The organism is Thermodesulforhabdus norvegica, assembly GCF_900114975.1.
Classification (GTDB): Bacteria; Desulfobacterota; Syntrophobacteria; order Syntrophobacterales; family Thermodesulforhabdaceae; genus Thermodesulforhabdus; species Thermodesulforhabdus norvegica.
On record NZ_FOUU01000007.1, the window covers coordinates 48,882 to 68,224 of the forward strand.

General features: G+C 51.0%; 19 protein-coding genes. 13 read left to right on the plus strand and 6 right to left on the minus strand.

The features are described 5' to 3' along the window. Position 1: 1 nt before the first annotated feature. Genes BM091_RS10110 through BM091_RS10130 form a run of 5 tightly spaced genes read left to right on the plus strand, consistent with a single transcriptional unit; the run spans position 2 to position 4,124 of the window. Positions 2-676 carry a CBS and ACT domain-containing protein gene (locus tag BM091_RS10110; protein WP_093395491.1) on the plus strand — a complete coding sequence of 225 codons (675 nt, stop codon included), beginning with the start codon at positions 2-4 and terminating at the stop codon, positions 674-676. A 28-nt stretch (positions 677-704) separates the two neighbouring features. Continuing rightward, entirely contained in the window at positions 705-2,150 is a 1,446-nt protein-coding gene (locus tag BM091_RS10115; protein ID WP_093395493.1) for an AAA family ATPase, read from the plus strand. Then, positions 2,143-3,108: a metallophosphoesterase gene (locus BM091_RS10120; protein ID WP_093395495.1), complete on the plus strand. Its 966-nt coding sequence runs from the start codon at positions 2,143-2,145 to the stop codon at positions 3,106-3,108. Before BM091_RS10115 ends, BM091_RS10120 begins: the two co-directional genes overlap by 8 nt. 17 nt (positions 3,109-3,125) lie before the next feature. Continuing rightward, a complete protein-coding gene (locus tag BM091_RS10125) occupies positions 3,126-3,437 on the plus strand; it encodes a hypothetical protein (protein WP_093395497.1) in 312 nt (103 codons plus the stop codon). Between the two features lie 6 nt (positions 3,438-3,443). Next, positions 3,444-4,124: a hypothetical protein gene (locus BM091_RS10130; RefSeq protein WP_093395499.1), complete on the plus strand. Its 681-nt coding sequence runs from the start codon at positions 3,444-3,446 to the stop codon at positions 4,122-4,124. Positions 4,125-4,172: 48 nt separating this feature from the next. Here the strand turns inward: BM091_RS10130 and pruA are convergent, their stop codons facing one another. From pruA to BM091_RS10160, 6 genes are all read right to left on the minus strand, one after another. Beyond that, positions 4,173-7,169 (minus strand): L-glutamate gamma-semialdehyde dehydrogenase, encoded by a 2,997-nt coding sequence (gene pruA / locus BM091_RS10135; protein ID WP_093395501.1) that lies wholly within the window; start codon positions 7,167-7,169, stop codon positions 4,173-4,175. Positions 7,170-7,296: 127 nt separating this feature from the next. Next, positions 7,297-8,469, minus strand: a complete 1,173-nt coding sequence (locus BM091_RS10140) for an MFS transporter (RefSeq protein WP_093395503.1) — start codon at positions 8,467-8,469, stop codon at positions 7,297-7,299. A gap of 22 nt (positions 8,470-8,491) precedes the next feature. Further along, positions 8,492-9,016 (minus strand): hypothetical protein, encoded by a 525-nt coding sequence (locus BM091_RS10145; protein WP_093395505.1) that lies wholly within the window; start codon positions 9,014-9,016, stop codon positions 8,492-8,494. A gap of 26 nt (positions 9,017-9,042) precedes the next feature. After that, complete coding sequence (locus tag BM091_RS10150; RefSeq protein WP_093395507.1) at positions 9,043-9,540, minus strand: rubrerythrin family protein; 498 nt, start codon at positions 9,538-9,540, stop codon at positions 9,043-9,045. Then, positions 9,537-10,382, minus strand: coding sequence for a 3-methyl-2-oxobutanoate hydroxymethyltransferase (panB, locus tag BM091_RS10155; protein ID WP_093395509.1), 846 nt, complete (start codon positions 10,380-10,382; stop codon positions 9,537-9,539). The genes BM091_RS10150 and panB overlap by 4 nt, the downstream gene beginning before the upstream one ends. Further along, positions 10,382-11,314, minus strand: coding sequence for a ketopantoate reductase family protein (locus BM091_RS10160; RefSeq protein ID WP_177193605.1), 933 nt, complete (start codon positions 11,312-11,314; stop codon positions 10,382-10,384). The genes panB and BM091_RS10160 overlap by 1 nt, the downstream gene beginning before the upstream one ends. A 143-nt stretch (positions 11,315-11,457) precedes the next feature. Here BM091_RS10160 and BM091_RS10165 point away from each other — a divergent pair, with 143 nt between their 5' ends. The 8 genes from BM091_RS10165 (at position 11,458) to BM091_RS10200 (ending at position 19,327) form a co-directional block, all read left to right on the plus strand. Continuing rightward, positions 11,458-11,991, plus strand: coding sequence for a chemotaxis protein CheW (locus BM091_RS10165; RefSeq protein WP_093395513.1), 534 nt, complete (start codon positions 11,458-11,460; stop codon positions 11,989-11,991). Positions 11,992-12,005: 14 nt separating this feature from the next. Then, positions 12,006-12,560: an HDIG domain-containing metalloprotein gene (locus tag BM091_RS10170; RefSeq protein ID WP_093395515.1), complete on the plus strand. Its 555-nt coding sequence runs from the start codon at positions 12,006-12,008 to the stop codon at positions 12,558-12,560. A 27-nt stretch (positions 12,561-12,587) separates the two neighbouring features. Next, the gene (locus BM091_RS10175) at positions 12,588-13,526 is read left to right on the plus strand and encodes a D-alanine--D-alanine ligase family protein (RefSeq protein ID WP_093395517.1); all 939 of its coding nucleotides are present in this window, start codon (positions 12,588-12,590) and stop codon (positions 13,524-13,526) included. Between the two features lie 208 nt (positions 13,527-13,734). Next, complete coding sequence (locus BM091_RS10180; RefSeq protein WP_093395519.1) at positions 13,735-14,757, plus strand: FecCD family ABC transporter permease; 1,023 nt, start codon at positions 13,735-13,737, stop codon at positions 14,755-14,757. Beyond that, positions 14,754-15,512: an ABC transporter ATP-binding protein gene (locus BM091_RS10185; protein WP_093395521.1), complete on the plus strand. Its 759-nt coding sequence runs from the start codon at positions 14,754-14,756 to the stop codon at positions 15,510-15,512. Before BM091_RS10180 ends, BM091_RS10185 begins: the two co-directional genes overlap by 4 nt. Beyond that, positions 15,494-16,591, plus strand: coding sequence for an iron ABC transporter substrate-binding protein (locus tag BM091_RS10190; protein WP_093395522.1), 1,098 nt, complete (start codon positions 15,494-15,496; stop codon positions 16,589-16,591). Before BM091_RS10185 ends, BM091_RS10190 begins: the two co-directional genes overlap by 19 nt. A gap of 10 nt (positions 16,592-16,601) precedes the next feature. Next, positions 16,602-17,132 carry a Slp family lipoprotein gene (locus BM091_RS10195; RefSeq protein WP_093395524.1) on the plus strand — a complete coding sequence of 177 codons (531 nt, stop codon included), beginning with the start codon at positions 16,602-16,604 and terminating at the stop codon, positions 17,130-17,132. Positions 17,133-17,164: 32 nt separating this feature from the next. After that, positions 17,165-19,327: a TonB-dependent receptor gene (locus BM091_RS10200; protein ID WP_177193606.1), complete on the plus strand. Its 2,163-nt coding sequence runs from the start codon at positions 17,165-17,167 to the stop codon at positions 19,325-19,327. Positions 19,328-19,343 lie beyond the last annotated feature (16 nt).

The following is a 19,343-nucleotide window of genomic DNA, read 5'->3' on the forward strand; positions in this document are numbered from 1 at the left end:
CATGTTCGTAGGATGGCACATGACGACAAAGCTCATAACGATAACCCCGGATACTCCCATGTTGAAGGCCCGTGAGATAATGGATGAGCACAGGATTTCACACCTTCCCGTAACCGATAACAAAGGCCGTCTCCTCGGTCTCGTCACGGATCGAGATTTAAGAGAAGCCTGGGCTTCTCCCGCTTCGACCCTCAGTGTGTATGAACTCACCTACATTCTACAAAAAGTTACCGTCGAAGGCATTATGAAAAAAAACCTCATAACGGCTACACCCGATATGACCATCGAAAGAGCCGCCCTGATAATGCACGATCAAAAGATCGGATGCCTTCCCGTCCTTTCATCGGACAACCGGCTCATAGGAATTATTACGACGGCAGACCTAATGGCCGTTTTGCTTAAGGCGATGGGCATGAGTGACGACAGCGGCCGTCTGACCGTTCTCGTAAGGGACAGGGTAGGGGTTCTCAGCCGTGTTACGTCGATTCTTGCCGAGAAAAATATAAATATCCGAAGCGTCATGGTTCATCCGTTACCGGGCTATGAGGGAGTATGGCAGCTTCTTTTGAGGTTTCGCCAGGGCGTTCTGGAAGAAGCGGCCAGAGTTCTGGAAGAAGCGGGTTTCAAGGTGTTGAAAGAGTATCAGGAAGATCTCACGCCCTATCTTCCCGAATGAAAATTGGCTATTTTGACGGTAATAGGCCATGATCCGTAAAATAGCCATCAGAAATTTCATGAGCCATAAGGACACGGTTGTCGAGCTTTCCGACGGGGTAACCGTGATTTCTGGCCCTAATAACGTCGGTAAAAGCGCCCTCGTCGAGGCAATAAGGTGTGTTTGCGAAAATCCACCGGCCGCTTTCGTCTTAAGACATGGAGCGGTAAAGGCGGTTGTGGAGATTGAACTGGCTTCCGGAGAGGTTATCAGGTGGGAAAGAAAGCAGGGATCTTCAGTTTACAGAATAATAGGCCCCGACGGTAAAGAGCAGGTTTACGCAAAGACCCGCAGGGTTCCTGAAGATGTGCAGAGGTTGTTAAGGATGGGCCCGGTTGAAACAGACGGCGGGAGGCTTGATGTTCATCTTGCTCATCAGAAGGACCCGATTTTCCTGCTCGATGAAAGCGGCTCCAAAATCGCCGGTTTTTTTGCAGCCTCATCTGAAGCCGAGTACCTCATCAGAATGAGGCAGGCTCTTAAAGATAAGGCAAGGTTTTACCGGGGGAAAAAGTCCGATCTGGAACGGGAAGTCGAGCTTTGCGAGTCTTTATTGAAAGCCTATAAACCCCTTGACAGAGTGGAGCAGGAACTCGCCAGATGTTCGATTACCTACGAAAAGATATTGGAACGGGAAAGAAAGATCGAAGAACTTCAGGCGCTGATTACCGAAGTGGAGCGCCTGAAGGAAAAGGTCGATGAATGTTTAAATCAAGAAAACCTGCTTTCTCGATTAAGAGAACCTCCGGAAGTCAGCAATACAGGAGAACTGGCTTTGATGGTCTCCGAGCTTGATCGTTTATCCTTGAAGTCGGATACGCTTTTCAGGGAAATCGATCTTTTGAAAAGTGTAAGCTCTCCCCCGGAGCTTAAGGATTCCACCCTGCTGGCAGCGTTCATCGGCGAGATGAACGAGCTAGAAAAGAGGCTGGGTTTCATCGAAAGGGTACTCGAACATCTGAATCGGCTTGAAGCCCCTCCGGATCTCATAGAAACCTCTTCTCTCGATTCCCTGTGTTTTGAGATGGACGAGTTAGAGCGGCGTGAGGAGCGTCTGATAAATTTTCTGAAAGTATGTTCCACCCTGAGAGATTTGCCGGAATTTAAACCTCCGGATCCGCTCTACCAGACCGTTAAAGAACTTAAGGCCCTTGTAGATCGTGAGCGAAATCTTGAGAATTTGATTTCGGCTCTTGATGTGCTGACTTCTCCGCCCGAAATTCGGGATGTGAAAGCTCTGGTGGATTTCGTGGACGAACTCGAATCGTTGGCCGGAAGAGTAAGAGATCTGGATCGGGTGCTGGCCGAATGTGACGAAAGGCTGGTATCGAAGAGGGAGGAAATAGCCCGATATCTCCGTGAAATTGGTGTGTGTCCGGTTTGTCGGCAGGTTATTGACCTGGAGCACTTCCTTCAGGAGACCCATGATGATTGAGTATGATGGTATTCTTTTTATAGGCGATCCTCATGTATGTGCCAGACAACCCGGTCATCGTATTGACGACTATAGGGAAACCGTTCTTAACAAGCTTTCCTTTTGCCTGAAGATAGGGCATGAAAAAAGGCTTCTTCCGGTGATTCTGGGGGATCTGTTCCATCTGCCCCGGGATAATCCCAATTCACTCCTTGTCGATCTGATCCGGCTTTTCAGACCCTTTCGACCCTGGGTGCTGGTGGGCAATCACGACAAGTACGAGGCCCGATTTACTCCGGATGTGTCTCTTGCCGTGCTTCAGGCGGCCGGAGCAGTAAGGGTTATTTCGGAGGCAGGGCCTGTGGACGTGGTTAAGATTGGCGGCAAAAAGGTCATGGTGGGTGCGTCGCCCGACTGGACCCCCATCCCCCGTCAGGTAGAAGACCCTTCGAATGCCGATGTAGTAATATGGCTTACCCATCACAACATAAGTTTTCCGGATTATGAAGCGGGCAGGGAGGAACCTCGAGAAATTCCGGGCGTCGATATAGTCGTAAACGGCCATATTCATACTCCCAAGGATCCGGTTTACAGGGGTCGAACGGTTTGGGTTAACCCCGGAAGCATCGTAAGGATTACGAGAAGCCCTGTGACAAAAAGACTCAGTCCCTGTGTACTTGTGTGGAAGCCCGGACCTGACCGGCATGATTACTTTGAAAGTATTCCCATACCCGTAAAGCCCTTTGATGAAGTATTCCAGCCCCTGGAGGATGCCCCCGCTTTGGGAGGTGACCTGAGGGATTTTCTTTTTATAAGGGGGCTTGAGAACATCATGATAAAAAAGACGGCCGAAGGAGTTGGGCTGAAAGCCTTCCTCGAAGCCAATCTTAACCGGGGGGATCCGGTGGACGAAATCATATGGGATCTTTACAGGGAAGTGGTTGAAGATGGTGGTGGAGTGGTATTTTCAGGCGGTTAGAAGGAGGGCGACGAACTATGGCCGGAGGAATAGTCGATAGGGATAGGGATCTTAAGGTACAGGCCGAACTGGATAGGTTGAGAAAGGAGTATGAGGGTCTGAAGGAAAAGCGAATGAGGGCACAGGCCGAGCTCGATGCCGTAAGGAAAAGCCTTGAGGATCTGAAGAGAAAAGCCCAGGAAAACTACGGAACGAGCGATCTGGAGGAACTTAAGGCCCTGCTTGAAAAATGGCGCAGCGAAAACGAACGCAGCGTCACCGAGTACCGTGAGCACATAGAAACGATAAAAGAGGAACTGCAGAAAATCGAAGCAAGGGTCAACGGGTAGGTGAAAATGGCCGAAGATCTGCTTCCTCCTGATGTGCTGAAGGAGAGGATTACCATCTTAAAAACTCAGAGAAAAATCCGGGCGGATCTGCTTGAGCAGAGAAAAAAGGAATTAAAGGAGATACGCCGTTTCCTTGAGCTGGAACCTCTGGTTGCGTTAAGGCTTGAAGCCCTTTCAAGGGATCTTTTCCGTAACATTCTTGAAGAAATAGAAAAAAACCTGACCTATGCCTTACAGGACATTCTGGGACAGGACATAAAACTCGGGTCCACCCAAGAGGTTAAGTACGATAAGTTTCATGTTAATTTTCACGTAGAGAGAAAAGGCTGTCGGGAAGACATATTAAGAGGTCAGGGTGGATCCGTCTGCAACATTCTTTCGGTGGGGCTCAGATTTATAACCCTCACACAGCTGGATGAAAAGGACCATCGAAAGTTCCTCGTGCTGGACGAACAGGACTGCTGGATACGCCCCGATCTTGTGCCCCGTTTTATGGGAGTTATTAAGGCCATCTCGGAACGGCTGGGCTTTCAGGTGGTGGTCATAAGCCATCATGATGTGGAGTTATTTCGTGATCATGCCGATGCTATTTATCGGTTCAGTCTCGTGAAGGCTTCAGATGGATTGCCTGCGGTCTCCTGCACGATAGAAAAAGGACCGTCCTCTCAGGTTTTCGATCCCCTGTAGAAAGGTAACCCCCGGGATGCTCTTAACAAAATCCCCCGGGGGTCTTATTTACAGATCGGAGAAATCAATATCCGGTGCAAAACCTCGCCTCATGGTGTTTTCCACGTTGTTTCTCGGAACCATGAATTGAAGCAGGTAATCGGGCCCTCCCGCCTTGGAGCCGATACCGGAAAGTTTGAATCCTCCAAAGGGATGGCGGTTTACGATTGCACCGGTTATGCCGCGATTTATGTACAGATTGCCGACCCGAAAGGCCTTTTTGGCCTTTTCTATGTTCTGGGGACTCCTGGAAAAGACACCACCTGTCAGGGCAAAGGCAGTTCCGTTTGCAATGTCAAGGGCTTCGTCAAAGGTACGGGCCTTGATCACAACGAGAACAGGGCCGAAGATCTCTTCCTGACACAGGCGGTGATCGGGCGGAAGGTCTGTGAAGATCGTAAGAGGAACGAAGTATCCGCCTTCTGCGCCCTTTTCCGGGGTTTTCATAACCAGAACTTTACCGTCCTTTTTTCCGTGTTCTATGTATTCCATGATTTTTTTCTGTGCACCCTCGTCGATAACGGCTCCCATGAAAAAGCGGGGATCTTCTACGGGGCCGATTTCGATGCTTTCGGCCGCGGCTTTAAGGCGGGTGACGAAGCGGTCGTAGTTTTCTTCAAGGACGATAACCCTTGAACAGGCAGAGCATTTCTGCCCCTGATACCCGAATGCCGAGTGGAGAACGTGAACTACGGCCTCATCGAGATCGGCATCGGAGTCAATAATTATCGCATTCTTGCCGCCCATTTCGGCGATGACGGATTTTACGTGTTGCGCTTCCGGTGGAGTCTGTGCCGCCTGGGCTATGATGTGAAGCCCCACTTCTTTGCTTCCGGTGAAGGCAATCATGTGGACCAGAGGATGTCTGAGCAGGTGGTCTCCGATGATCCTTCCGGGACCCGGCAAGTAGTTCAGCACTCCCGGAGGAAGTCCCGCCTTTTCGAACAGCGTGACCATCATGTATCCGGTGATGGCACTTTGCGATGAGGGTTTGTACACCACCGTGTTTCCCGTAACCAGCGCAGCGGAAGTCATACCTGTCGAAATGGCAAGGGGGAAGTTCCAGGGCGCAACCACAAGGGCCACTCCCCGGGGTTCATAGAACAATTCGCTTATTTCTCCCGGAACATCTCCCATTCGTCTCGGTCGGGACAGTCTGATCATTTCTCTGGCGTAATACTCAAGAAAATCGATAGCTTCGCATACATCGGCATCTGCTTCGCTCCAGCTCTTTCCCACCTCGAGAACCTGGAGTGCCGCAAGAAAGTGCCGTTTTTTTCGCGCCTCTTCTGCTGCCCTGATCAGGATTTCCGCTCTTCTCTCCGGCGGTGTGTCCCCCCAGGAAGGGAAGGCCTTCCATGCGGCTTCTACCGCTTTCTGCGCATGAGAGCCGTTGGCTTTTGAAGCCACTCCGACAATCTCGGAAAAGGAATTCGGGTTTCGGGATTCAATAATCTCTTCCGTTTTTATCTTTTTCCCGTCAATGATCAAAGGAGCCTGAAAGGGCATTGACTTCCTGACTTCCCTGAGGGCAGAAGCAAAGCTCCTGCGGTTGGCTTCAACGGTCCAGTCTGTAGGTGGTTCGTTTTTGAAAGGCGGTAAAGTGGCTTCGCTTTCCGCGGCGGGTTTCTTTGACTCACGAGTATTGATGAGCTCCAGCGGGTTTTTCAGGAGCTCGTCTATGGATTTCCCTTCCGAGAAACTCAGCCTCAGAAAAGACTCGTTTGCCGTGTTTTCAAGGAGCCTTCTTATAAGATATGCCATTCCGGGGATCATCTCCCCGATTGGCGTATAAAGCCTGAGAGGAAGCCCAGCTTTACGCAAAGCATTCCTTACGGGTTCTGCCATACCGAAAAGGATTTGAAACTCGTAAGCACTGTGCGGAACCTTCAAATCTTTCGCCGTTTCAATAACAAAACTTATGGACCTTATGTTGTGAGACGCACAGGCAAAATAAACCCTCTGGTGATTCTGAAGAAGCAGGGCGGCTAACTTTTCAAACCGGGCATCCGTTTCCGCCTTACGGGTGAATACGGGAATCGGCCAATTTTTCTGCCGTGCCCAGATTACTTCAGCATCCCAATAAGCACCCTTAACGAGTCTTATGGGGATCCGCATTTTATTTTTTTCCGCCCATGCCAGGATTCTTTTACAATCCTCTTCACTGCTTTTCAGGTAGCTCTGGATTACGATGCCGAATTCGGGATACTCTCTAAATTCCGGCTCCTCCTTAAGCCTCTGGAAAAGGGCAAAGGTCATGTCTTTGAGCTCATAATGCTCCATATCGAGGGTAATGTGAGCCCCCATGCTCACCGCCTTGCGGAGAATAGGACGAAGTCTTTCGCGGGCCTGGTCGACGCTGTAGTCAAAGGCCTGAGGTCGCATTTGAGAATACATAGCCGATGGCTTTATGGACACGTTTATCATCGGGGCATAACCCCAGTCGAGGTTTCCGGAGCCGTCCCCGAGAGGAGTCCAGCTTTTTTGTGCTTCGCCCAGCGTGTCGAGAAGTTCCATGTAGCGCCTCTGATATTCTTCCGCTTCTGCTTCCGACACAACGGCTTCGCCCAGAAGATCAACGGAAAAGGCCAGCCCATCTTTGCGTAGCTTCTCAAGAACTGGCAGAGCTTCCTGAGGCGTTTCGGCCGCTATAAAAAGCTTGCCCATGTTTTTGATATTTTCTGCAATCGACTGGGCCATGAACTTAGATGTGAAAGACATTAAACCCATACCCTTTATGCCCCATTGGAGCACGGGAGGTGCAGAGCCGTCGGGACCGCAAAAATATTCGTTAAGATGCTGTACGACGGACTCGGTTCGGGTCAGGTAAGGCAGTACGTCGATAAATCTGAACATCTGAACCTTGAACTTTTCGTCCTTCATACACCATTCAATTACCTTGCCCGACCAGTACTCTTTCTTAAAAATCGAAGGAGACTCTCCTTCAATGAGCTCGTAAAGCCATTTACCGGTCCTGTATATGCGTTCCTCCAGCGCCGTTGCCATTTTTACCCCCCATAACGTTTTGTCGTCCTGGTTAAATACTTTTTAGTATGATTAAACTTATATCAGGTTGCGTCAAAAATTTAAAAGCAAAAGTGGCTACTCTTTGTGGCGTAGCGGTTAGGTGTGTTCAGGCTTTTTTGGTGAGGTTCCGGAAGATGCAGGCGAGCAGCAGTATGAGCAGCCCGGAAGCGGAGAAGGCCTTTGGATAGCCAAAGGCTTTTATGAAGGAGCCCATGGTTGCCGAAGCGAGCATAAAGCCCAGGTATATCCCGGCGTTATAACCTCCGAGGGCACTGCTTTTGTGCTCCGGAGGAGAAATTATTGCAATCAGGGCGCCGATGGATGTAAAAGCGAGGGCAAGACCGCTTCCCAAAAGCAGTGCTCCTATCATGAAAACGGCAAAGGAAGTGGCGTATCCCAGCACAACCAGTGCCAGCGCCACTGCCAAAACCCCGATAAGGATCAGCCTTTCCCTGTGTCTGGTTTTATCGCTCCATATGCCGAAGGGGATTCTCAGGAGGGCATTAAGAATGCCCTGGGTCAGGAAAATGACCCCGATGAGCGAGAGAGGTACCGAAGCGTCCCTGGCATGAAGAGGTACGAAGGTTATGAAGGTCCCCAGGCCAAAGCAGAGACCGATCGTTATGAGCCAGCACCCCCATAGCCCGGGATGTTTGAAGACGGTCTTCGGAGAGCTTTTTGCTTTGAGTTTGTCCTTCGATGATGGTGGTTCGGGCTGGGCGGAGTTGCCTTCGGGTAGTAAGAGTAACAGTGTGGGAAAGCAACACAGGGTAAGGGCCGAAGAGAGGAACAGGTTGTGGTAGCCGAAATGGTCAGCAATCCATCCGCCTATGGCCGGGCCAATACTTATTCCGGTGTGAAGCGACGTTGTGTACCATCCGTAGGCCCTTCCCACGTGGGTTGGAGGAGCTACCCGGGCGACATAACCCATCATGGTGGGTCCATAAGAAGATACGGCCAGCCCGAAAAGGAAGTAAATGGGGATTATGTGGTAGGGGTTACGGGCAAAGGTCAGCAGGAATGAAGTTAAAGCTGCCAGGAGAATGCCAGAAGCCGCTACTGTTTTGGTTCCCAGTCTGTCGGCCGCATAACCCATGGGAAGTGAAAGAAAACCGGCGGTGAGAAAGAAGACGGAGTTTATCAGACCGACGAGGACAATCGTTGCTCCTAACTCTCTTGCAAAAACGGGCACCACGGGAACCCGCATGTAGGAACCCGTATAAAATCCGAAGGTGAGAAAACAGCTTACTATCAGACCCTTTGCATAAGTATTGCGCAAACGGTTCACCTCTTACCGGCAGTCAGAAAGATAAGATATGAGGAAAGTAGGCTTCCAGATCCTCAGATTTGGGTCTAACTGCCCAGATGCCCACAATACCCAGAATCGGGAATACCCAGAGGTTACCCGAGGGGATGCTTATAAAGGCCAGCACTACTCCGTAAAATGCTACGGAGAGACCAATAGCTGCGGGTACAACGACCGAAGGTATGTATATGTTCAGGAGAGATCTTATAAATTCGCTCTGAGCTTCGGCCGACCTGGGAAATTCCCCGAGAGAAGAAAGCTTTTTCAGCCATACTCTTCTTAGCACAACGGCCATAATAGTTTCAGCAACCCCCATGAAAACCAGTATGTAATAGATTAACGCGGCTTCCCGGGGCTCCAGGCCTGTGGGAATAGCCCTGATGGCGAAATTTTCCGCTGCGTAAATAACAATCCCTGATGCAACGGATGCGGCAAGGAGCACGGTCCAGATGATTTTTACCCTCTGCATCCCCTGCCGAAACACTTCCGGGGCCTGTCCCTGAAACGAAAAATTCTGCATCTTGACCTCCTCTGACGGATTCGTTGTCAGGACACTTCTCGAAAATAGTCTCTCGGCTTCTGGCAGTTGGGGCAAACTTCGGGTGGCCGGGCTTCCTCTATCCACCCGCAGTGAGTACAAACGTAGTAGAGGACCGATCTTTCCGCTATCATGTTTTCCAGGGCATGTTTATAGAGTCTGGCATGGCGTTCATCGGCATTTCGAGCTGCCGTGAACCACCATATTGCCCCCTTCTCGTCATCCTGCCAGGCCTGTTTCAAGAACTCCGGATAGGCCACACCGTTGGCGAATTCCTCACTTTCGAAGGCACTTTTCAGGTTTTCTTCCGTTGTGCCGACTCTTTCGAGCAGAGAAAAGTGATTGCGTGCGTGAACCGCTTCCGCTTCCGCAACCGCTCGAAAGAGGCGCGCAATTTGAGGGTAGCCCTCTTCGTCGGCTTTTTTGGCGAAGGCATGAAGCCTGAAATAGGCTTTGGCTTCCCCGATAAAGGCGGCTTCTACGTTCCTTCTGGTGGTTTCTTTCATTTCAGAGCCTCTTCCAGTTTTCTGAGTTCTTCCGGCTTCATGGAAAAAGAGTGCTCCTCACCTGGAAAAATCCCATCCTCAACTTCCCGCCTGAAGGCCCTCAGTGCGTTAAGCAATCTTTCGCCCATTTCGTCGTATTGTTTAACGAACTTGGGTCTGAACCGGTCGAATAGGCCCACAAGGTCGTGGAGCACCAGAACCTGTCCGTCGCAGTGAGGGCCAGCTCCGATACCTATCGTCGGTATCGGGACACTCTCCGTGATTATTTTCGCTACCGGAGCCGGTATGGCCTCGAGAACAATGGAGAAACAGCCGGCCTCGGCAAGAGCTTTTGCGTCTTCGATGAGTTTTTTTGCCGTTTCGGCACTTTTTGCCTGCACCTTGAAGCCGCCAAGCTGGGCTATGCTTTGAGGTGTAAGGCCGATGTGGCCCTGAACGGGTATTCCGGCTTCTACAATGGCCCTGATCTGGGGCACAACGGTTGCTCCACCCTCGAGCTTTACCGCCTGAGCTCCTGCTTCTTTCATAAAACGGCCGGCGTTTGCAACGGCCTGCTCAACGCTGACCTGATAAGACATAAAGGGCATGTCTCCTATGACCAGGGCCCGGTGAGCTCCACGGGCAACCGCTCTTGTGTGGTGTAACATTTCTTCCATGGTCACGGACAGGGTGTCTTCGTGCCCGAGCATGACCATTGCAAGAGAGTCACCCACGAGGATCATATCAATTCCGCTACGGTCGACCCATCTGGCCGTTACATAGTCGTAAGCCGTAACCATGGTGATCCTTCTTTTACCTTTTGCTTCAACTACATCGGGTACGGTTACTCTTTTGCCTTCCATCATCGGTTCCCCTTTTTTGCCCTTTCAACGATTTTTACCAGTTGTGTCAGAGTCCGGTTTACCGGAGTGGGTACATCCAGTTCCATCCCCAGTTTAACGATTGCTCCGTTGATGGTATCTATCTCCGTTCTTCTACCCCGATCTATATCCTGTCCCATGGAAGATCGATTTTTACCAGTGGCATTGGCGACCTCAAGAACCTTTTCACAGTAGTTTTCCGGTAGGGCAATTCCTTTTCTGGCTGCGACCTCAAGGGCTTCCTTAACGGCCTCACAGCACAGGTTCCGTGCTTCCGGAATTTCTACGATAGAGCCGTTAAGAATGCCCGTTATGGCCGTTATGGCGTTAATGCCGACATTTATCAAAAGCTTTTCCCACAGGAGTTTCTCCACATCGCCGTGTTCATAGGCTTCAAGTCCGGCCTTTCTAAAAAGCCTTACCGTTTCGGAAATGTCGGCGTCTTTCCCTCTTTGCAGAGACCCTATGTAGGTGGGCCCGTTTCCTCCGTGACGGACCCTTCCCGGAGCAATCAGGGTGGCTCCCTGCGCCGTGCTTCCCACAAGGATTCTCAGGGGATCGAAAAATTCGGCGAGGGCTTCGTAATTGCCCAGACCGTTTTGCAATGTGAGGCACAGGGCAGACGATAATGCAGGAAACCGATGAAGAAGCTCTGCTGCATTGCGGGTGGCGTAACTTTTTACGCAGAAGATCAGGAGATCTATTTTATCGACTAGTTCCGAATGATCTTCCACCGCCTCAACGTTACGAACTTCTGTAATGCTTCCGTCCCTTTCCTCGACGAAAATGCCGCTGGAGTTAATGGCATTTACGGTTTGAGGGTCAATGTCGAAAAAATAGACCTTCGTTACTGCGGCAAGCCGTGCGCCAAGAAGGCAGCCGAGCGCTCCGGCTCCGACGATGACGACCTTCATAATATCCCGCTCCGTGGACATTTTTCTTGTGTTTGAATGTAAATACTCTTATTTTTCATCATGTAGCATTAGATGATCGACCTTTAAAGTCTTAATTTATTGTCCCGGCCTGGGGGCTTTGTGGGATTAAGGAGGTAACGGTCATGCTGGATTCTCAGGAAGCGGCTGTAACCAGAGAAGGCGCTACGAGGTCTTCCGGAACCTCTGCCGGAAACCTTGCCGGTAAATATTTAACCTTTAAATTGGCAGGGGAAGAGTACGGCATCGGAATTCTGAAGGTTAAAGAAATCATCGGTATGATGCCCATAACCCCTGTGCCTCAGATGCCTCACTATGTCAAGGGTGTTATAAACCTCAGGGGAAAGGTGATACCGGTTATTGACTTAAGGTTGCGCTTCGGAATGGAGGAGGCTGAATACACGGATAGGACGTGCATTATAGTGGTGGAAGTGTCTCACGGGGCCGAATCCATCATCATGGGTATTGTTGTGGATGCCGTCTCCGAGGTTATTCAAATCAAGGCGGAAGACATAGAAGAAACCCCGTCTTTTGGAACCCAGCTCGATACATCCTACATTATCGGTATGGCGAAGTCCGAAGGCTCGGTAAAAATCCTCCTCGATATAGACCGGATTCTTACGGAAGGAGAGCTATCACGGCTGGACAAAGCCTTTTAGCTCTTTAGTGTGGCATGAAGGAAGAGATTTCCGTACCGGATAGAGAAACCTGTTTTTCCCTGATGCGTGGCGTCGGAATGCCTGACCACATTATCAGGCATTCCGTTCTGGTTGAAAGTATTGCACTTCGATTGTCCGAATTGTGCATAGAAAGAGGCTTTGACATATCTGCGGATCTGGTCTCTGCCGGCGCCCTCCTGCACGACATTGCCAAGGCGAGGTGTATAGAGGAGCAGTGTCACCATGCTCATGTTGGAGCCGAGATGCTTCGTGAGAGGGGTTATCCCCTGGTTGCTCTCATTGTTAAACAGCACGTAACCCTTTGCGGTGCCGACCTTGTGGCCTGTCCTACCGAATCGGTTCTCGTTAACTATGCCGACAAGAGAGTCCTTCACGACAGGGTGGTTTCGCTGGATGAGCGGTTCAGAGACCTGATTGAGCGTTACGGCACGACCGGTTTGAGAAGAAATGTTCTTGAGTTTAAGTGGGGGCTTTATAAAAAGCTTGAGGGGCGTCTTTCGGAAGTAACCGGCCTGGAGGTGGGCAATCTTTTCTTTGATCTCTCTTGAGAATACAGAAAGAAAGGATTGTAGGGGATGAAAAAGATAATAGCAGTTATTGCCGGGGGAACTTCTGCGGAGCGAGAGGTGTCCCTTTCCAGCGGAAATCAGGTAATGGCGGCTCTTGACAGAGGAAAATACGAGGTTCTCTTTTATGATCCGGCCACGGATCTTCTTAAGCTTGCACACGATGCCGGCCGTATAGATGCGGCCCTGATTATGCTACACGGCCGTGGAGGCGAAGACGGTTCCATGCAGGGTTTTCTGGATGTTCTAGGGATTCCCTACCAGGGGAGTGGCGTTCTGGGTAGTGCTCTGGCCATGAACAAGATTGTAAGCAAGGAGCTTTATCGATCGGCCGGGCTTCCCGTGGCACCTTATGTTGTGGTCTCGAGGCATGAACCTGTAAGTCCGAAGGAAATTGAGGATTTGCTGGGCTTTCCCGTTATGGTGAAGCCGGAGCAGGAAGGATCGAGTATCGGGCTGAGCCTTGTGAAGTCGCCTACCGAACTCGAAAAAGCACTGGAAAAGGCCTTTCAGTACGATGATCGATGTCTTGTGGAAAAGTATCTTGAAGGGACGGAGGTCACCGCAGCGGTACTGGGAAACGACCCGCCTACGGCATTACCGCTTGTGGAGATAAGGCCGGGGAAGGATTTTCAGTTCTTTGACTATACTGCAAAGTATCAACCGGGAGCCACGGAGGAGATATGCCCCGCTCCTTTACGGGAAGAGCTTACGAAGAAGGCTCAGGAATATGCGATAAAGGCTCATAAAGTGCTCTGTTGCCGGGACTACAGCAGAACCGACATGATCCTTCACGACGGAGAGTTCTACATTCTGGAGACCAACACAATTCCGGGAATGACGGCGACGAGTCTTTTCCCGCAGGCGGCCAGGGCTGCCGGGATTTCCTTTTCCGAGTTATTGGACAGGCTTATCGATATGGCCCTATCCAGAAAGAAAACTGGGTGATCTTGAGATCCTTTGCTCTGCCTGAATGTGCACATCACGGTTGCATTAATTGAAATTATCTGATATAGGTTTCAGGACACAATAGGAGCCAGGAAGGCTTTTATCTGACAATAGTCCGGAATCAGGAAAAAGGTCACGAAGACCTCGAAAAGGCGGAGAATCGCCGGGGGTTCGTGACCTTTTTGTTTTTGCAGGGTCGGAAGGTCCTATGGAGTACATAAGGAAAAGCCCCGTTGAGCTTTATGTTGAAAGTCGGCAGAGAAAGCGTGTTCTGTTTTTCTGCCTTCTGCTTCTGGTTTTCTTTCTTGCCCTTCTGGCACTTTGCAAGGGTAATTACGAGATATCCCTTAAAAGAATAATCGGCGTTTTAACGGGGTCGGTGGGTGGGAGTGAACGAGTCGTTCTCTGGAATGTAAGGCTTCCAAGGATCGTGGCGGCAATTGGTGTTGGAACCGGGCTTGCCCTTTCGGGGGCCTGTGTTCAGACTCTTCTTAGAAACCCGCTGGCTTCTCCTTCGACTCTTGGAATCAGTCAGGGAGCCGCCTTCGGAGCCTATTTTTCAATAATAGTTGCGAAGGGCTCGGTGTTTTCTGTCGGGCTTTCCGCTTTTACGGGGGCCCTTAGTGCGATGGCAATAATCCTTCTTCTGGGCCGGATACGGGGGCTTACGCCGGAGGCGATAATTCTTTCGGGTATTGCACTTTCCTCTCTGTACGGTGCCGGTACCGTGCTTTTGCAGTACATAACCGATGAAACTCAGCTTGCGAGGGCCGTGGCATGGAGCTTCGGGGATGTGGGGCGTTCCGGGTGGGGTGAAATATTCTGGGTCTGTCTGGCTACGTCCGTTGCTTTTGGCTTTATTTATAGCCATGCCTGGAAACTCAATGCCTTTGAAGCAGGGGACGATACCGCAAAGTCCCTTGGTGTGAATGTAAATTCTCTGAGGTGGCAGGGGATTGTTGCAGCCTCTCTGGTTACCGCTCTTGCCACGGCTTTTCACGGCGTTATTGCCTTCGTCGGTCTCGTTTCTCCTCATATTGCACGACGGATTTGCGGAAGCGACCATCGTCACATTATTCCCCTTTCGGCAGTAGTGGGGGGATTGCTCCTGCTCGGGGCGGATACCTTCAGCCGGCTTGTCATAGGTTCGGGTTCTTTTCCGGTGGGCATAACCACATCTTTTCTGGGGGCTCCTTTGTTTATCTACCTTCTTGTTAGGGGGAAAAGGTGATTCTGAAGGTGAAGGACCTTGCCTTTTCGTACAACAGCCATCCGATTCTGGAATCGGTGTCTTTTTGCGTCGATCCGGGTGATATGGTTGCTGTGTGCGGGGTAAACGGTGCCGGAAAATCCACCCTTCTCAAGTGCATACACAATCTTCTCAAACCGCGAAAAGGGGTGGTTTTCCTGGAAGGGCGGAATGTAAAGGATCTGGGTTCCGTTGAAATAGCTCGCAAAATGGCCTGGATTCCTCAAAAATCCCCCGACATGGATCTCACGGTTTTCGATGCAGTCCTGCTCGGAAGGTTGCCTCACGGGTCCAGGAAGCCCACTCTGGAGGACATGAGTATCGTGGAGGATGTTCTGCGTGCCCTGAATCTATCCGATCTGGCTACCCGACCTGTGCGGAGTTTAAGTGGTGGCGAGGCCCAGAAGGTCACTCTTGCCAGGGCCCTCGCTACGTTGCCCGGGGTGCTCCTCTGTGACGAACCCACAAGTCATCTCGATCTGAAGAATCAGATCGATGTCATGAGGCTTCTTCGTGAAGTTACGGAGAACAGGGGGTTGGCAACCGTTGTGGCCATTCACGACGTGAACCTTGCCGTCCGTTTTTGCTGCAAAATACTCTTCCTTAAAAACGGTCGGATACACGCCGTGGTTGAACCCGGAGAGCTTTCGGAAGAGGTAATCGAGTCGGTTTACGGAGTTAAGGTTAACATCATCAGAACGATGGAAGGGCTTCCTTTATGCGTCGTTCCCTTATAGCAATGGTCCTTTTGTGTGCCGCGGTTACCCGGGGTTTAGCTGCTGCTTCGGAAGTATTCGAAGATATGGCTTCTCGCCGCGTGAAGATACCCGAAAAGCCAGGGCGAATAGTTTGTATCGGCCCGGGAGCGCTGAGGCTCATAGTTTATCTCAATGCCCAGGATATGGTCGTCGGTGTTGAAGAAATGGAAAAACGATCGCCCAGGGGACGGCCTTACTGGATGGCTCATCCCGAGCTCGGCCGCCTTCCGGTAATAGGACCCGGAGGACCGCAGAGCATAAATACCAAGCCCGATCTGGAACCTATTCTGAGGGTAAAGCCCGACGTGATTTTCGTGACTTACATGGATGGTAAGCTGGCCGAGCATGTGCAGAGGCTTTCGGGGATTCCCGTTGTAGTACTCAGTTATGGAGCCTTCGCGACTTTTGAAAGGGAGGTTCTCGATTCGATACTGCTGGCAGGAAAGATTCTGGGTAAGGAAGGGAGAGCAAGGCAGATCGTTGAATATGTGGCGGCTCTGAAGAAGGACCTTGAATCGAGGACCGCTTCGAACCCACGGGGAAATAATCTCTGCGTCTATGTCGGTGGGGTAGGGCACAGGGGTGCTCACGGTATAGAAAGCACGGAACTCAACTACATTCCCTTCGTCTGGACGGGGATTCGCAACTGTGCCGAAAAGGTTCAATCCCGGGTGGGTACTCATCTTTTCGTCGATAAGGAAGCGCTCCTTTCGATCGACCCTGACGTGATCTTTATAGACGGTGGAGGGCTTTCGCTCGTGCTTGAGGATTTCAGGAAGCACAGGGAATTCTACGAAGCCCTCAAAGCCTATAAAGACCGCAGGATTTATACCCTTTTCCCCTTTAATTTCTACACGACCAACGTAGAGACTGCTCTTATAGACGCTTACGCCGTTGGGAAAATTCTTTTTCCCGACCGCTTTGAGGACGTGGACCTCAAAAGTAAAGCCGACGAAATATACACCTTCTTCGTAGGGGCTTCCCTTTACGACCAGATGGCCGAAGATTACGGAGCCCTGGGGGCAAATCCCCCCTTTTGGGATCAAACTCGGGATTGAAGGGGTAATTATGAGAAACCTTATCAAATTATTAGCGTTGGCCGGTTTTACCGTGATTGTGGGCTGTGCTTCTTACGTGCTCACTCCCGGGCTTGTTGAAAGAAGCGAGCCCGTATCTTTTCGGGAATTGCTGAGAAATCCGGGTATGTACAGGGGTAAGACCGTGATACTTTCGGGAATCATACTGGAATGCCGGGTCGTTTCCGACGGAACGGTTTGCGAAATTCTTCAGGTCCCTGCAAAACCCGGGTCGCGCCCCGAGAACGCCGACAGGTCGGAAGGACGCTTCATTGCCCGTTCGCAACGGTTTCTTGATCCGGCGATTTACGCACGGGGAAGGCAGGTTACCGTCGGCGGTGTGGTTTCCGGTGAAGAACGGAAAATGGTGGGCGAGAGAGAATACAGGTACCCTGTGATAGACGTTGAAGAAATCCATCTCTGGCCTCCGGAGAAAGAGGCCCCTACCTATGTGTGTCCGTCATGGTGCAGTGATCCCTGGTGGTGTTATCGATACTGGGGTCCCTGGTGGTGTTGGCCGTAAGGTCTATTGGGATGAGCAGGGGGGGAATGGTTATGATGCGCGTTGTGATTTTTCCGGGTTTGATTGCTCTGGGCCTGCTTTTTGTGTCCTGTCTTCCGCTGATGGCCGAAAGGACTGATGAGACGCCTCTCGTGACCCTTGAACCTCTTACGGTTGAGGAAAAGAAAAGCGTTTCCGCCGAACAAAATGTGGAACAGGTTGATGTAAAAAGCGAGCGGAGTGCCATTGTTTCGAGAATTCCCGACGTGATCGATCAGGTTCCGGGAGTGGATGTTCAAGGTCGAGGAGTTCTAACCCCCAAGAGTAGTCAGGTTAGGCTTCGCGGCCTTGACGAAAGGCGTTCTCTCATACTTCTCGACGGTCGGCCTCTGAACGGAACCGGCGTGATGGGCGGCTACTTTGTTGACTGGAGTATGCTTGCCGTAGAAGACTTCGAAAGGGTGGATGTGGGCAAGGGCGCCTTCAGTGCCAGGTACGGGAACACTCTGGGTGGAGTGATAAACCTCGTGCCGGCGAGACCGTCGGAAAAACCCGAAGTTCTTTTTGAAACCGGTTACAAGAGGTATGATACTTTTTCGTCCTTTTTGAGCGGTTCTGCACGCTCGCAAAACTTTGGAGCAAGGGTGCTAGCGGGGTACGCCTCCACCGACGGCAACCTCAGGAACAGTGAGGTCGAAAGGGCGAACTTTTCCGGCAACTTTTACTACTTCTTCGGCGGTGACGGTGAAATACGGTTTGGTATCCGTTACACCGAGGGCGATTTCAACATGCCTGTGGAGAACGTGGAGGGCGCTCCCGGCTACGATCCTGACTATCCCGAAAATGCCGGGAGTTATCTCGCCGGGCCGGGCATACAGTTTCCTTCCGGTGATACCTTCGGTGACGGGAGTTATTACGAGAAGAAGCGAACGGAGATGGACTTGAGCTTTAGAAAGGAGCTTCTGGGATTTCAGAGTGAATTAAAGGTGTACCGGAATTACGAAGAACGGAAAGATGTTTTTTATTCCTACAATACCGGTGAAAAGGTTCTGGTGAGGGACTGTGTCCCCGACAGGAGCTGGGGCTGGGTTATCAGGCTTGGGAGGTATCTTGCCGACCATCATGTTACCTTTGGTGCCGATGCCAACTATCAGGGATATGAAGGCACGAATAACACTTTTATCAGGGCAAACTATTTCACACGAAACCCCACGGACGGAAGCAATGAGCTTGATGCTACTAGATACCACGGCCTTTATGTGGACGATACCTGGAAGGTAACGGAGTGGCTCACGCTGTACGGAGGCCTAAGATACGAAGACTATTACGGCAACCGCAGTGTTGATGTGGTCACGGGTTATCAGAACGGACGGCCTGCGGGCTTTGAAACGACGACGGCAGAATTCGATGAATCCACACTTTTACCCAAGTTCGGCGTGACCGTCACTCCCCGCAGGTGGTTGACTATTTTTGGTCATGCAGGGCGGGCTACGAGGTTTCCCGACAATCCGGCCTTTTACTGGTATTACGGTGGATACAGGCCTGAAGTTGATCCTTCTGTGAACATTCAGAGGAAACCTCTTACCTACGAGGACGCCGTCCAGTATGAGGTCGGCACCCGAATAACCCCTCTTGAGGGGGTGTCTCTTGGCTTTACCTGGTTTGACTACAGAATCGACGATTACATTCGCTGGATCTTCGGTTATTCCCCCAGTCGTGTGGTCTACAACGTGGATCGCGTGAATATTCATGGCGTGGAGATGGACGGAAGGATTAGACTGGGAGGTGGCTTTTCGGGCTTTTTCAACGTAACCTGGCAGGATACCGAGAAAAAAGGCGATGTGCTGGATGCTTCAAATGCCCTTACTGACAAGCTATCCGAAATTCCGGAGTGGAAGTTCAACATCGGGCTTTCTTATGAAAGAGAGAACGGTTTGCTGGCCAAGGTAACCCTCAGGTGGGTGGATGATCGGCAGGTACCCTACCTGAACGGTGGTTCCCCTGACGGAACTCCTCTGGGCACGCCGGTAACCCTCCGAAGTATGGATTCCTTTGCCGTCGTTGATTTGCTCGTTCGTTATCCTCTGACTTACGGTCCCTTCCAGGGGTACATCAGTGCGGGAGTGGAAAATCTCCTGGACGAAGAATACGAAGAGGAGCTGGATTTTCCGGCTCCGGAACGAACCTTTTTCGTCGGGCTTGAAGTGAAGTTCTAGAGGGATCTGAATTATG